Here is a 16,557-nt window from a genome sequence, read left to right on the forward strand (position 1 = left end):
TGGGTGTACTGCTTGAGTTAAATTACCCCGCTGGTGCTTTACTCCTGAGCTTTTGAAACAGCCAGCTTAGGCCAACGAGCGACAGGCCTAAACCAATAAATGATACAGCTTTGAGCAAGCCGGTCAGGCTTGCCATATCAATTAAGAATACCTTCACGATAACCGCGCCGAGAATGCCTAAGCCGACTTTTTGTAGTAGCAACTGTTGTTTTAAATGCCCGGTAATGACCACCAACGCGCCAAGTAATAACCAAATGATCGAATAGCTGTATAGCTCGGCGTCACTGGTCGCTTTATCAAGATAAATGAACCCGCCTTGCCAATATTGGCGGATCAATGTGTTGATAGCTAACACTGCTAATAAGCCTGATGCACCTAGTACTATTTGACTAAACTTAGCATTAAGTGGTTTAACTAATTTAGCCAACCACAGTGTAAGAATACTTGGTACGAGCCAGGTTAATAACAGCCAATTAAATAATGGCATTTCACCAACGTAAAGGCGTATAAATAGTGGATTTTCATATAATGCTGTACTTATCAACAACAAGCCAGCGAGTCCCGCAAGTGCAAGCCCTGCAATGCGATAAAGTTTACCCAGTTGCCCTGCGCTGTGTGACCGATGCAAATAAACGCAGCCAAGTACTAACCAATTACAACTGAGTAATACCTGCTCATAAAAGCTTAAAGAAGTAAGCTGTGGATAATGCCCGACTAATTGATAGCTGGTCTCGGTAGTGATAAATAATGCTAAGCAATGTAATGCAGCCCCTTCGAGCCAAATTTTCATATCTGTTTGTTGCCACTGTTTTGCGGCAAACCAAAATAACCCAACCGCTGATGGATACACAATTGCGCTCCAATGTATTGAAAATATGGTTAGATCAAAATAATGTGCCGTCCACGGTGCAAAGGTTAGCCTTGCCAGCACCACAGCCACCAGCACTTTAATAGGCCAATACGGCATAGGCACATCATGGCGTTTCACCAGATAGCTAATAACCAACACTTGAGCAGCCAGTGCGAGGGTTAACCCGCTATCGGCTAATAACATAGTTAAACAAAGAGTTATATTAGCATTAGCGCCAACCCAATAACTAAACTGCTGCCATTGAGTGTGAGCTGTTTGTGCGCGTTTAATTAATACACCACTCGTTACTAGCAACAATACAGTCCATAGCGGATACGCAACGCCTAAGCCTTGCTCGGGTGTTATGGTATAGAGCGTTGCAATCAAGGTAAACACACTAAACGCAGCCACTAAATGAAACGTTAAACGTTTATAGTAACGCGCGCCAAAATAAAGCCCGTATAGACAAAGCCCAACCGCAAGTAATAACCCTACGCCATACATTTCCCTAAATACAAACAAATGATCATTGCTATCGACACTATAACGTTGTTGGCTAAAGACTAATAACATCGCAACCACTAACGCCACACCTTGCCAAAGATCCCAACGACTATTTTGCAGCACTAAAAATAACAGCATGACGATTAAACACACCATCACAATTTGCCATTGTAAGCTCACTGCCTCTGCCATTATCGTCAGCAATAAAGGAATTACTATCGCTAGCAATAACGGATGATCCGGCTGTAATTTTAATAATCGCTGTAAACTATGTGGGCGATATTCTAATAAACGCAAAGTTAAACCTAATCGTGCAATGGCAATTAAACCAATAATAGAGAGCAGTGCAAAACCACCAACAATCCAATATTGCTGCGTATTGATTACACTCAGTGCCACCCAATACCAACCTATATGCCCAGCCCATAGTAAATACCACAACCAATTACGTTTTACTTTTTGCGCCACTAATACCGCAGCAAAAGTAACAAAGCCAATGTACATCAATAACGCCATTAAGTTACCACTGCCAGTATTAACCCAAATCGGCACGCTGTAAGCGCCAACTATGCCAAGCACGGCCAATAAAGGCCCTAAACGCAGCGCCATAGAGCTTGCAGCCAGTGCAATTACTGCCAGCATCACAAACGCCACGGTTGGGCTTAACATGGCATAGCTTGAATAAGCTAATAACGTTAATGCAAAGCAGCTAATAAACCCGCCACCTGCAAGTGCTGCAGGCACGTAATTATTAAAGCCTTCGAAGACAATACCTTTTCTATGTAAATACTCGGCACCGGCAATTAATGCGACACCAAATAAGCCCCCTAAGGTGAGTCGTAAGCTTGGTGATAATAAGCCGGCATCAAGACTGTATTTTGCTAAAAATATCCCCCCAAAGGCCAGCGCGACGCCGCCAATCCAGGTCATCCAATTTTCTTGGAACTGTGTTTTTAATTTACTAAAGAATATATCAATAACTGAGGGAGAAGCTTGTTTCTGGCGAGAAGTTGTTATTATAGTCGGTGCGGTGTTTACGTATTTTTTTACCGGTGGTTGCTGATGTAAAATTGCCTCAGCTTGGGATGATCGTTCTAGCGTAACCGGATGCTCTACTTGCGGCTCAGTTATATTAGCAGCAATGTCTCGCGGCACTTGATGCTGCTCGGTATTGTCTACCATGACTCCACGCAGTTGTTTTTTTAATATCGCAATATCTTGCTTTAACGTACTTATTTGCATTAAAGCAATAAGACCGGCAACAGAGCCTGCGACTACAACTAACGATAAAATGACTATGAGCCCTAAAATATCGTCCATTTTTCAATCCTTGACTGCTTTTAATATTCCCTTATAACGTAAAGTGTATTGAAAATATACCCAAAAATCTCAGCCTCGCTATTACGAGGCTGAAATTAAAGTAAGATTACTCTACCGAATCAGTAACCGTTCGCTCTAGCGTCATTTTATAGCCAGTGCTGGTTGTTTCATCATGCTCAAGAATTAATATGTAGTTACCTTCTTGGCTAAAGTCCATATCGCCTTGTTGCATGAGTACAATTTGCTGGCCATTATCTTCATAAAGCACATAAGTGGTGTAAATTTCATTATCGACAACCTGATCTTCTTGATCATACTGATCGATGCCATCAATAATATTTTTAGCATCATCTACGGTTTCACCATTGAGGGTAAATACCACATCAACGTCAGTAATATTTTGCCCCGCGTAACTATCAATTAAATTAACGACTGTCACCTTATGACTGTAGCTACTAGGCGTTAAGGTTTCTTTTACTGTCATCATTCGCGGGCCGTAATCTTTATCTTTATAAAAAACACCAACATTACTTTGCTCGCGCTCAAGGGTTAGTAAAAAGTTATCAACAATTGCATTTCCTTGCTCATCTAACATAGCAATACTGTAACTGTTTGGAGCAAGCTCAATGTAGTTTGAGTAGCTGTCATTAGCGGTTACTTGCGAAGTGCTGCTTGCGCTCCCCCGCGTTGCACTAAAGCTAGTTTGCGGGTAATCATCAATAGTATTGATAAAACGCAATTGCCCTTGGGCATTTTGATGTTTGAGCGTGGTTACGGTATTGCTTGAAGTAACGAGATCTAGCGTAATACCATGTTCTTCAGTGGCGTAACTTGATCTGATCATCGCAACATAACTGGCATCATCATTTAGGTAAATCGAAGCAGACTCAAATAGCACATCAGTACTGCCGCTTTGAGTTAAATACAGTGTGTAATATCCTTCATCAAAGCTTTGCAGTGCCAGTTCGTTTAAATACCGTGGTGATGCAATTAACTCAGCGGTTTCAAATAAGCCATCATCATTTGCTAAATACACATCAAAACTAATATTTTCTCCGGCAATATTAAAGAAGCCTAAATTAATAGCCCCTTCATCACTGCCGGTTGGTAAACTTAACTCACTGAATGTTGGCTCTGAAAAATCGCCATTCATCACCCATAATTGGGTCATGTCGTCTTTTACCGAAACTGCTTTTTCACTGATCGTTATATAACTGTCGTTTGCATCAAGGTACTTAAAGCTCACATCATAGTTATTAGCACTGTAATTATGACGAGTGGTAACGCCACCAAAATCAGTGCCTGAGCGTTCAGCATCTTCGATAAATAAACGGGTGTACGGGCTATTATAAGAGCCATTGTATAATTGGATATAACCACTTTTACTCGAGCTTGAGTCATCGCCAGAGCACGCAGTTAGGGTTGCAAGTAAAGAGGTTGTTAGTGCAGTTTTAAATAACGGGCCACGCATGTAATCAATTCCTTATTGTTAATAGTTTGAATTTGACCATTAACAAAAGCAATAATTCCATGATTTACAAAGCATTACCTCCACTTACAAATATTTACGCAACCGTAAATAAATGTACAAACATGCAAAAAAATGCACAATTTAACACATTAAAACAACAAAAAACCAGCGTAGTTACACTGGCTTTTATGCAAAATATAAGTTTATCGAGTGCGTTTAGAAAAACTAAAACTACCTTCATCAATAATACTGCCCGTTAAATCTCGTGGCGTGGTATAAAAGCTCACATCAAGCTTATTGGCTTGATTATCCAGACTGATGTGGCTAAACCCCCATACAAAGCTTTTTGACCAAAGCAAATCATATTCAGGATATTGGCGTTCTTGAAACTGTGCAAACGGGGTATGTTTACCACGCATTTTAGACGCAGCGCCAGAAATGATCAGCGGCAATTTGCCAACGCTATTACCGGTATCAAACTTTGAGCAATCATCGGTTAGTAACTCTAAGTCATGCTCGTGGCCGGCAATATAACCATCTGCATATTTGCAAAGAGTTGGCATTAGTAATTTACGCAGTACGTGGCCTTCACTATATTTAGTGCCCCCAATTGACCATAAAATATGATGCCCATAAACCAGTTTCCATTTAGCAGTCGAGTTTGCAATGCCTTGTTCAAGCCATATAAGCTGAGCTAGGTCTTCATCATTTTGTGGCCCTTCATGGGGGTCGTGTACTTCAAGATCTGCGCGGCCATCACGTATTGCTTGTTGCTCATCTGCTTCGCTGCCATCTGGGTTTAGCGGCACATCATAATAACTTTGCCCTGCCAGTAACATATTGGTATCGAGTACAAAAAACTCTACATCGTTACCCGGCTCACCCATTTTGTAGCTATAGTAGCCTTTTTCGTCTAGGTGAAAGTTCGCTTGCTCTGCCATCCATTGCGTTTGTACCGCTACGCCTTTGCGCGAGCTTTTCCAATCATGATTACCTAATGCGGAATACACCACTAAATTAGGCTCAGCTTTAAATAATGGCTCAAGCGGCGCATACACTAAGTCTTGTAAACGTTTTTGGTCGTCTTTACCATCATTAGCATCGGCACCATCAGGGTATACGTTATCACCGAGCTGAATAGCAAATTGGCACGCTTTTGTTTCACACAATTTTGCCATTGCGATCCCCACAGCCTGAGCGCCCCCTTGCTCTGTAGCAATCTCAGTGCCTGGATAAATATATATTGGTGCATGGTCAAATTCATCGCGAGGGCGATAATCTTCTAACCAATCAGCAAGCTCTGCGGCTATAAACTGTTGCTTGTTTTTAGGGTTGGTTATGTGTTTAGTTTTTGGATAGTCAACATGATAACCACCATCACCAAAAGCTAAAAACTCAATCTTGTCGGAGGCTTTTTTACTGGTACTTGCGACGTCAGTACTGCTTTGTTTGTTACTTTGAGCTGTGCAACCCACCGTTGCTAAACATGCGGTTAGTGCAATATACAAAATAGTTTTATTAATCATAATATCCTCAACAATGAGCCTACTGTTAAGCAGGCTCATATGTTCACCTTACAAAGAAGAAAACGTAAAACCTAGCTCAAATGTACGACCGTAAGATTCGTACTGGTAGTTGTAACGTTTTTCGCCGTGATACAAGTACATTGGCTCATCTGTTAGGTTGGTGGCATTGAAATACAAGTTCATATTATCGTTTAAGTAATATTTACTGCTGAAATCCAATTGCATGTGGCTATCTTCATAAACCGCCATATCAGCATCATCAAACTGAAAACTCTCACTCTTATATGATGCGCTTAAACGAGTGCTAATAGCATGATTTTCAAAGCCCACAATGATATTTGCCACTGTGTCTGCTTGATTTGGTAATTTTTCATCCGCATCAATAAAGGTTCCGTTTGCACCAAGCACAAATCCTGATTTAAAGGTTTTGTTCCAGTTTAGCTCGATCCCCGTTAATGACGCTTTACCGCCATTAACCATTTGCACTACTTCGTCAAAACCATCCCAATCACCGTTATCTTGTACTTCTTGTTGAATAATAAAGTTGTCGATGTCTTTATAGAAAACACCTGCAGATAACACCCCAATGGAACCAGGATAATATTCGATTGATGCGTCTAAGTTCATTGATTCATAAGGGTCGAGAGCTGGATTACCGACTTCAGCTTTACGCTCTGTAACCATTACACCTTCATCTTCAACTGTTTCAGTTTCAATTAATTGGTAAGCGGCCGAATCGCTAAAGGTTGGCCGCGCGATAGTATTGGTGTAAGCAAAACGGGTCACTAGTTTATCGCTGATGTTATAGCGTAAATTTAAGCTTGGTAAAAAGTAGTCATAATCTTTATTTACTTGCCAAGGCGTGGTGGTAACAGTTTCTGTATCACTTACTTTATCGACTACTAAGTCAACTTGGTTACCTTGCGTTTCAAACTTAGTACCTTCATAACGCACGCCCGCGACAACATGTAACTTATCAATATCCATGCTAACCATCGCATAAGCGGCGGTAATATCTTCATTACTTACATAACTTTGACCATCAGATTCAACTTGTGACTCATTACTATTGAAAGCAAACGCCTCTTTATTTTTTCTCACAAAGGCTTGAATCGCGCCGCGATCAAGGCCCGGTCCAAAACTTCCCAAATCAAAGTCAGGTGCAGGCGCGGCAAAGTCGCTACCAAGAGCATCTAAAAAGTCGCCATCATAAATAGCAACCTTTACATCATTACGCTTTTCGCGATTTTGATGTTTAAAACCAAACTTAAATTCACCATTATTATTTTGCCACACAAAATCACGGCTGAAGTCGAGTTTAAAGCTAAGCTCTTCGTCTTCACTAAGGTTATTGGCCGCTTCAATTTTATCCATCTCAAACAGGCTTAAATCGTGGGCATTAGTCGATTGGCTTAATAATGGAGTATCAACGCGCGCAATGTAGCCCATATCAATATCTTTACCAGCAAAGGTCACATCTAAGCGGTTTGGCTCTTTTTCTTCTGATTTAGAATAACCAACATTATATTCAACAAACCAATTATCTAATTGATTTTCACCACCAAGTACCAGTGAAAGAATACTTTGTTCTTCATAACGGTCTTTGGTATCGCGGTCCATTTCTGCACCACTAAAGTTTGCACCGCTCTCGTTGCTATCTAATAGTTTGCCATCGCTAAACTTATACTCATTACGTTGGCGATACTCATCATCAGAAAAGTCACTATATAGTGTGCGTAAATAATATTTATCAGTGGCGCCGCTGTGTAAATCTAAATTAAGTGCTGCACCTAAACGCTCACGGGTAATTTGATACTGGCGTTGCTCAATTTCTTCAGCGCCAAATAATGAGACCTTGTCGCCAGTTGCTGCATCTTCAACATCAAATTCACTCCAACCACCGTCGGTCTCCATATTACGTGAACCAAAATCACGCTTAAACCACGAAATAGCTGTTGCTACACCTAGATCAAGACCACCATCAAGCTCATAAACATTAGTGTAACTACCTGAAAGCTTCGGGCTAGTTTTTGACTCTAATTCGTTATATGAGCCCTGCGCAGTAAAACTATAGCTTTCACCTGCTTTATCAAAGGCACTTAAGCTTTTTACTTCGATAGAGCCACCAATAGCACTGGCATCCATGTCTGGGGTAACAGTTTTACTTACTTCTAAACTTTGAATTAGTTCACTTGGCAATACATCCATCGCCACAGAGCGAACACCGGCCTCAGGCGACGGCACATTTAAGCCATTAACCGTAACGTTGTTTAAATTTGGATCAATACCGCGAATACCAACAAATCGCCCTTCACCTTGGTCGCGAGCGATAAAAATACCCGGTAAACGCTGTAATGCTTCTGCTGCGTTTTGATCAGGGAACTGGCCAATCGAGTCTGCACTGACTACCGATTTTAAATTAGTTGCGTTTTTTTGACGGTTAATTGCGCCTGCTTGGCCAGCACTTTGGCCATAAACAATGATATTGTCGATGGCTTCTTGTTGCTCACCAATAATAATTTGTTGTGTAAAAACTTGTGAATCAACCACCGTAATTTTTTGTTCTACCGATGGTGCACCAATGTAATCAACCACTAGGGTGTAATCACCCGCTGGCAACTTATTAAATGAAAAAGAACCATCGCGGTTACTTACCGTATTTAAGTTTAACTCTTTAACCGATACTTTCGCGCCGCCAAAATACACACTTTGGCTGGCATCAGTGATGCGACCTTGCACACGACCATCCGCTAAGGCTGGGGTCGCATATAAAATACCACAACACGCTAATGCAATACTCGATTTGATAAAAGGGTTCATAATTGTTCTCTTGGTTGCTGCTAATGATTTTGATTGTTTACTTGGCCATGCTTGGCTCGCAGCAACACCCTAAGGGGCAATCATGAAAGAAATATGTCAGTACCCGTTACGTCCTTGATAATTAGCCATTGTAAGGGCATTTTAAGTAGTTAAATACGGCAAAATGAGCTGATTTGACCCCCTGTTTTTATGGTTTTTTAATTCAAAAATCAACAATAATCCGTTTGAAAAGTTGCCAACGTAAAAAATATGTCATCACTGTGAGCTAATCTGACCCTAGTGGTGTTTAAGCTGTTTGCTTATTCTGGCTATCAAATATACCTATTGAGCTGACAATGAATTTATCGTTTTTAAAATTACATCGCTCATTACTGCTTATCTTAGTGGTGATGTTAACCAGCGTATTAACCCTGACACTTAGCTACGGTCACTATAAAGGCCATAGCCAGATCGATTGGTTTGATGTAGGTGGCGAAGGCGGTATTACTGCCATGACCCTGCTGTGGATCTTTTTTATTCTATTAAGTAGGCCAAAGGGACGAGTAACTAACTTATTATTCTCAGGCCTTGCGATTATGAATCTATCGATGACCCTCGATTTTATTGATGAATTTGTATATTACAGCAATGAACAAGCATGGCTCAGTACTATTGAATCCATTCCTGCACCATTTGGGATGATTTTAATGACCATGGCTTTGTATCATTGGCACCAAGAGCAAATGACCATTAATCAACAATTACGTAATCGCGAGCGCTTTTATCGAGAGCATCAACTCAGTGATGCTATCAGCGGACTAGCTAGCGCCGATTATATGAAAAGCCAGATCAGCCGCGAGCTAAATTTGCTCCACCATAGCCTGCATGGATTTTCATTACTGATGTTAGATATTGCTCAGTTTGATCGGTTTAATCGTCAATTTGGTGATGCAGAAGGCGATAAGCTGTTACAAGAGTTTGCTCAAGTGATCACCTTGAATGTACGTGAACAAGATTTAGTCTGCCGTTACGCCAGTGATTGCTTTATTGTCATGTTGCCCAATACCGAACTCGCTGTCGCAGAGCAGCTAAGCGTATCGTTAGTCAGTGCTTTAGAAGCGTTTTCGTTTAATAGCAGCGACAAAGCAGTGAGCTACAAACAAAAAGTACACACCAGTTTAGTAGCCGCAACGCACCGTGATTCGACCTCTGGTTTACTCAGTCAATTGCATCAAAAATTACTAACGAACAAAAACTTACATGGACATACTGCGTGAGTGCAAGCCTTAGTAACAGCAGTTATATCGACTCTCCTTATCAAGGTTTACAGTCATGGGCAGCGCAATTAGTTGATTTAGCCAAACACCGAGGGGTACACCCTGATAAGTTACTCAAAGGAACTCGATTATTTTATCAAGATTTTGCAGCTGGAACGGCTTCGATCAGTGTTGAGCAATTTTATCGATTACAAGAAAACTGTCGTCAATTTGATAATCAACACCAACTCAGTTTTTTACTAGGGCGAAAACTACTTAATCACAATCCGTTATATAGCGCATTTTCTCAAGCAGAAAGTTTACGCACACTGCAAAAACTACTCACACGCACTCCTTTGCATGGCTTTAACTTATTTAATGCCGAACATAAATACCATCAAGGCCGACATTACTTCATTATCAACCTCAGCTTCGGGGCAATAAATGCAGCCGTAGAACAATTTTGCTGCGAATTATTTGCCAGTTTTATCGCTGCAACATGTAAATGGCGAATAGGTAATAACAGTGATTTATGTTTTTCGTTTCCCTATGCGCAGCCCTCACACATAGAGCAATATCAAACTAACCTACAAGCCAACTGCAAGTTTTCACAACAATTATTTATGGTCAGTATTAGTGATGAACTTTATAACAAACACTTAATAGATAGCTGTCCGAGCCTGCTGCAGCAATCATTAGCAACCATAAAGCAGCACCCTTTACCTGCGGCATCTTGGCTGCAATTAGTGCGCAATCATATTGGCGCTCAACCACAACAAAACCTCGAAACAGTTGCCCAGCATTTCGCTATGAGCCCCGCCACTTTTAAGCGAAAACTAAAACAACATCATACTCGTTTTAGCGCCTTGCAAGATTGTATCAATCGCCAAACCGCGGTGTTTAATATCGCCACTTTAGCGCAAAGTAACGAAACCCTAGCAGGCGAACTTAACTTTAGCGACTTAACTAACTTTCGCCGCGCATTTAAACGCTGGACTGGGACGACTCCCTCACAGCTGAGAGAATTGATTAACGAACATTAAGTTAACACTTGTAATTAAAGTCCCGCAAATGTACCTTATTAATTGAAATATCGAAATAAGGAAGATCGATGCAGGCATCATTAGAAGATCTAATCAATGGCTGGCAAAATGGTTGCCCGCAAAGTGCTGATGAACTTAAAGCTCGGCTTTACTACCACCTGAAACAAGTTTGTCATGTACATTTAGAAGGTTACCGTAATGAAATCGATTCAACCTATGTATTGCAGCACTTACCGCATACTGGATCGCTACTACATCAGTCACTTATTGAATTAATCCCGCCACAACAAAGCATTAATCACCAAACACAATTTAATACTTATTTAAGTGTATTTATCCGTAATATTTTACGCGATGAAATTCGCAAGTTTCAAACTCTCAAACGCACTCCTAACGCAGAAAAAATCCAGCAACAAAACGATCAACTAAAACACCAAGAGGATTTTTTAGCATTAGATAGCGCCCTAAATCATCTAGAAAAAAATCATCCGCAAAAAGCTCAAATATTCTCTCAACATTACTTTTTGGGCCTAGATACTAAAGTGCTAGCTAAACAATTCAAGGTCTCACTTGCTACTATTTATCGCGAATTAGATGCTGCTAAAGCGTTTATAAAAGTGCGTATTCAAACAAATTAAGATAATTAATGAATCAATTTAAAGACGCGCTTTCGTGTTTTGAACACTTACTTACACACCATGCCAACAACTTAACCTCAGGATTGCTGCAATTACAACTATCTGATGAACAATTCATCATTGAAGTGAAGCAATTAATAAATGCACATACAAGTAATGATCAAAGCTCATTGTTTAATGACTTATTACATGGCCAATTAAATTTACTTACTAATGATCATCAGCTTTTACAACTGCAAGGCGGCGAAATAAGTCACTTTAGGTTAGAGCAATTAATTGGCTATGGGGGAATGGGTGCAGTTTACTTGGCGACTAGAAATGATGGCCAGTTAAATCAAAAGGTAGCGATTAAGTTATTTTATCCATCCATTGTACAATTACATGGACAAAAACATGTTTTACAAGAAGCGCAATATCTTGCCAAATTATCACATCCCAATATAGCTAGCGTATTAGATGTCGGTAAATGCAGTATTGGCACTTACATCATCATTCAATATATAGCCGGTGATACATTAATTAACTACGCAAAAAACCTTTCGCAAAAAGCAAGGTTAGAGGTATTTCAAAAAGTATGTGATGCCGTTGAGTATGCTCACCAAAATAGGGTGATCCATGCAGATTTAAAGCCTTCAAATATCCTAGTAGATAACAATGGTGAACCTAAACTTGTTGATTTTGGGGTTGCGCGTTCCAGTTCCATGAATCATGAAATACCATTACATAACGCATATATAAAAGCGCTTAGTCACGAGTTTGCAAGCCCAGAGCAACTGGCTGGTGAAAGCTTAACAACCCAAGCTGATATCTATAGCCTTGGGCGTATTTTAGAAAAACTACTTATACAACCTATTAGTACAGAGCTTCAAGAAATCATCAATAAATCACTGGCGCCACTACCACAGCAACGCTTTGCATCAGCAGATACATTAAAACAAAATATCGCCGCTTATCTGGCGCATCGTCCATTACTTTGGTTTAAACACTCAAAAACATATATATTAGGTAAGTTTATAAGACGCTCCCCTCTTACTGCTGCTCTAATAACCTCAACTATCGCTTTTTTGGGTGTCGCCTGTATTAGCTTATTTCTTTATCAAGATAAACAAAAGCAAGCCGTAAAGCAACAGTATGAACTGCTCAACTTTTATCAAAACTTACTAATTAGCAGCACACCGCTAGCGCCGCAAGGTGCAAAACTGTCGGTATCGGCCTTGTTACTTGCTGGTGTTGAACAAGTAATGCAGAGTCAATTAAGCCCAAAAAACCAACAAAGCGTACTCTTAACCGTTGCCCAAAGCTTATACTTGCATGGAAATTTTACAGCAGCTTTAGATATATTGGCGTTGTGCGATAGTTCGATTGACATGCAAATATTAAAAATTAAAAGTTTAATTAAATTAAATCAACAACAAAAAGCACGAATTCTTTGGCAAAAACTATCGCAGCAAAACCCTCAAAACAGCAACATTAAATTGCTTGGTTGGCTTACTAAAGATAGCTATTTAGCTGGTGACATAAAGCAGATCAAAATAGCTTTTCAAAATAGCGATGCATCCGAACTAAAACTGGAATTATTAATACATATTTTTACTCATCGTGATAATCACCCTATACTCAGCCGTCAATTAATTCTCGAGAATGAAAATACGACAGCAACGTCTGCCTCGCAAAAAGCATGGCAATCGTTAATGAAAAGCAGCCTACTGATAGAAGATAATCAAATAGACCAAGCAATTAAGTTACTAGACTCAACATTAAAAAATGCTGCGAATAACTACCACCCACTACATTGTGAGCTCGCAAAATTAAACCATTTTGCGGCAAATTTATATGCTCAAGCAGGTGCACAACTTGCGCAAGAACAAGCCCTGAATAAAGCCATGTTTATCTATCAACAGCTACTCCCAAACTTTGAACATGAACTTAGTACTGTACTATATGAGCAATATCAATATTACCTAAAAGAACGTGATTATTTGCAAGCAAATAACTTTTTAAATAAACAGCTACTACATTGTTCGACAAGTGATCAAAAATGCATGAAGGGGCGTTATGAAAGTACCATGCTAGGTTTAAGTTTGCGTAAGTACTCACAAACCTTAAAGAATGCAGAGCTATGGCTTGCCAATGGTACACAACAATCAAGCCAATATTACGATATCACCTTAGCAAAATACACGGCGCAATATGAACAAAATACACTGAATAAAACAGCATTATTTGATATTGACCTAACACAACTAAGCAAGCAACAGCAAGTTCAATGGTTAGAGCTTGTGATAAAAACAAATATGTTTAATACTTTAACTTCACAGCAAATGCAGCAGCTCATTGTTTATGCTAAATCAAACTCTCCCTTGGCATTTGAATTAATAGCGACTATTAATAAGCTAAACAATAATCCACACACACAGTGGTTAGCACAACTCGAAAAGCAAAACCATATATCACACTCCACAAAGAACCAATTTAGCCCTGCCAGAGATATCAACGCGATAAGTGAAACAAAGCGAGTTAGCTCGATCACGGCCCCTAAACATGCAAGCCAACTAAAAATAGGCTCTGAATTTACGATTGAATGGGATAGCAAACGATTAATTGGCAATACGATAAGTGTATTAGTCAATCATACCGTCAACTATAAAGTTAACAGCTTTGATGATTTTAATAATTTGAAGAAAATTGATTGGCACCCAGCGGCAACTAATTTAAAAAACACGGGAACAGCCCAAATTGACCCTTATCATTTTATGGCCAATGGCACAAATCGCTTTAAACTTATGCTCATCAGCGATTTAGGCTATTGGAGCCTATCTGATGGTTTCTTTAGTATTGCTTCAGGTAAAACTGTTGATAACGGTTTAGAGCACTTTTTACTAAAAGACAAATTGGTTACAACTATTATCACACCTAAAGCCCTTGATATTTACCCTGTAGGTCAGCAAAAAACGATAACCTGGAACGCCAATAAACTCTACGGACAAACCGTTGCTATGTATGTTCTGCATGATGACTCTCGCGGAATTGGCGATAAGCAACAAGTGGATTTAAATATCGTGAATAATAGGCGCTGGTACCAGTTCGCTGAAGAACTGCCAAATACAGGAGAGTTTAACTTAGACCCTGCACTCTTTAATGGCCGAGGTAACAATTATAAAATTTTAATCGTCTCTGATCTGGGTTACTGGAGTGTTTCTGATAAACGGTTCTCAGTGGTAAACCCGTTGTAATTTTAGTTAAAGCAATCGCACACTAGTGCGACTGCTTTACTTTAACTTTACTTAACCACGCCACTATTTTGATTATCCCGGTGAATTTTAGACCAAGTATTAGGCATTAAACCTGTGCTGTCGGTTTGAATAGCCACAAGCTTACCTGTTGCACTTGCGGCCGATACATTACTTTCAGATAAAGTACCTATGTATAAAACCCCCTGACTATCGATAGCTGGAGAAGACCAAGTTACATTTGCTTTTAAATCATATTGCCATGCAAGCGTGCCATCTGGTTTATATGTATAAAGTAAATTACTTTCTGAAGAAAAGTACACATTACCATTATCGCCAATGGTAGGAGACACATAAACATCACCGGTAATTGCCACTTGCCATTTTATACTTTTATCATTGATATCGAGTGCGTAAAACTCACTATCATCATTATTTTTTGTACCAAAATAAATCGTACTACGCGACTCATCTATCGCTACCGATGAGCGAATGTATGGCGCCTCGAACACCTGCGGGTTTGTTAACTCAAACTGCCAACGAAGATCCAAATTATCATCAAAGCTGTATAAAACTCCGGCTTCAGACCCAAAGTAAATATTATTGTTAGAATCAATAGCTGGAGTAGAGTAAACCAAGTCACCTTCAAAGGTGTCTATATCTTTGAATTCGCCAACTAACTCATAACTATTTAAATCAAGCTTAAGTACGCGCCCTTCATCATAAAATACCAATTCTCCATTGTGATTTACCGCTCCATTTACAAATCGGTCTTGTCGCTCTACACAGTTACATAAACGCTCAAACAAGCTCTCACCCGTTTGCGCATTAAAAGCGCGGATATCTAAACCGGTATATATAACTTGGCCTTCAAAAGCCGCAACCTTGGTTAAACCAGAACCTGTTTGAAAGCCATAATCAGATACGCGTTGACGCCACATTTGCTCGCCGCTACTATTTAGAGCTACTAAATCGCGATATGCTTTTTCAAACTCACCTACTCGCTTATCAACAGTGAAATAAATATTTTCATTATGTACAACAGGGCTTGAACGCACTTCTTCACCATTAGGCAAAGTGTAACGCCACTTTTCACTGCCATTGCGGTTATAAGCTACCATCAAATCACTGCCTGCGGGGTCATTGCGTACATTCTTAGCTGTGCCTATATAAATTGTTTGCTCATCAGCACTAAGTGCCGGTGACGAGTAATAAGCAAAGCTTGTTGTTGGTAATAATTTTTCCCACACTAAGCGCGACGCTTCTACTTTATCTGGCTGTTTATCTGCATCAGATTTTGTAGTTTGTGAGTCATCGCTACCACCTCCACAAGCAGATAGAAGAAGACTGAACGTGAATAAAATTGATGTTTTAACTTTAGGTGATTCAAACTGTAACTTCATGTAATTCCTTAGATAGTTATTATTTATAGCTAAATAAATTTTACGAAGAAATCACAACAATGACAGACACGAATAGCAGTTAAATTTTTCTCATAAATTTAAAATATTTTTATCTGTCTTAATGGCGTTACTAAATCGTTGAGACGAATTACTTATTCTTAGCGTCTGGTATTGCCTCTACAGGCACGCAACTATTAGGATCTAGCTCAAAGCCCTCGTGCAATGCATTTTGCATTTTAGCTAAAAACGCTTTACTTAAAGGCTCACGTGCCGTGATTGAATGATATTCAACCTCTCCTTTATGTGTACATTTATAAGGATATACATACTGATTTTTATCAATCTCTGCAGATGGGTCACTCATCGCGCACCCTGGTAAAACACCAACCATCAAACAACAAAAAATTAAACGAGCCACAATCACCTCCATACAACACCATAACAGCGGGTTTACCCCCGTTCTTTTAAGGGTTTACCCCGCGTCGGCCTTATAACCTAACATTTACACATTTTACGT

10 protein-coding genes are annotated in these 16,557 nt (G+C 39.8%); 4 read left to right on the forward strand and 6 right to left on the reverse strand.

Going from position 1 to position 16,557, the window contains the following annotated elements; translation table 11 throughout:
- Positions 1-22: 22 nt before the first annotated feature.
- From H5201_RS03450 to H5201_RS03465, 4 genes are all read right to left on the reverse strand, one after another.
- Complete coding sequence (locus tag H5201_RS03450; RefSeq protein ID WP_182783722.1) at positions 23-2,674, reverse strand: DUF2339 domain-containing protein; 2,652 nt, start codon at positions 2,672-2,674, stop codon at positions 23-25.
- Between the two features lie 106 nt (positions 2,675-2,780).
- A complete protein-coding gene (locus tag H5201_RS03455) occupies positions 2,781-4,145 on the reverse strand; it encodes a hypothetical protein (RefSeq protein WP_182739729.1) in 1,365 nt (454 codons plus the stop codon).
- Between the two features lie 203 nt (positions 4,146-4,348).
- The gene (locus H5201_RS03460; RefSeq protein ID WP_182717232.1) at positions 4,349-5,671 is read right to left on the reverse strand and encodes a metallophosphoesterase; all 1,323 of its coding nucleotides are present in this window, start codon (positions 5,669-5,671) and stop codon (positions 4,349-4,351) included.
- Between the two features lie 48 nt (positions 5,672-5,719).
- Positions 5,720-8,491, reverse strand: coding sequence for a TonB-dependent receptor (locus H5201_RS03465; RefSeq protein ID WP_182783724.1), 2,772 nt, complete (start codon positions 8,489-8,491; stop codon positions 5,720-5,722).
- Positions 8,492-8,826: 335 nt separating this feature from the next.
- On the opposite strand from H5201_RS03465, the gene H5201_RS03470 reads away from it, so the two are divergent.
- From H5201_RS03470 to H5201_RS03485, 4 genes are all read left to right on the forward strand, one after another.
- Positions 8,827-9,747, forward strand: a complete 921-nt coding sequence (locus tag H5201_RS03470) for a GGDEF domain-containing protein (RefSeq protein ID WP_182731521.1) — start codon at positions 8,827-8,829, stop codon at positions 9,745-9,747.
- A complete protein-coding gene (locus H5201_RS23435) occupies positions 9,744-10,769 on the forward strand; it encodes an AraC family transcriptional regulator (RefSeq protein ID WP_182783726.1) in 1,026 nt (341 codons plus the stop codon). The genes H5201_RS03470 and H5201_RS23435 overlap by 4 nt, the downstream gene beginning before the upstream one ends.
- 68 nt (positions 10,770-10,837) lie before the next feature.
- Complete coding sequence (locus H5201_RS03480) at positions 10,838-11,407, forward strand: sigma-70 family RNA polymerase sigma factor (protein ID WP_145235307.1); 570 nt, start codon at positions 10,838-10,840, stop codon at positions 11,405-11,407.
- An 8-nt stretch (positions 11,408-11,415) separates the two neighbouring features.
- Positions 11,416-14,640, forward strand: coding sequence for a serine/threonine-protein kinase (locus H5201_RS03485; RefSeq protein WP_182783728.1), 3,225 nt, complete (start codon positions 11,416-11,418; stop codon positions 14,638-14,640).
- Positions 14,641-14,687: 47 nt separating this feature from the next.
- Here the strand turns inward: H5201_RS03485 and H5201_RS22945 are convergent, their stop codons facing one another.
- Together H5201_RS22945 and H5201_RS03495 are read right to left on the reverse strand one after the other, a co-directional pair.
- Positions 14,688-16,040: a PQQ-binding-like beta-propeller repeat protein gene (locus tag H5201_RS22945; protein ID WP_220496034.1), complete on the reverse strand. Its 1,353-nt coding sequence runs from the start codon at positions 16,038-16,040 to the stop codon at positions 14,688-14,690.
- 148 nt (positions 16,041-16,188) lie between these two features.
- Positions 16,189-16,458, reverse strand: coding sequence for a hypothetical protein (locus H5201_RS03495; RefSeq protein WP_182783729.1), 270 nt, complete (start codon positions 16,456-16,458; stop codon positions 16,189-16,191).
- Positions 16,459-16,557: the final 99 nt, after the last annotated feature.

Source organism: Pseudoalteromonas sp. SG43-6, from assembly GCF_014164365.1.
GTDB lineage: Bacteria > Pseudomonadota > Gammaproteobacteria > Enterobacterales > Alteromonadaceae > Pseudoalteromonas > Pseudoalteromonas rhizosphaerae.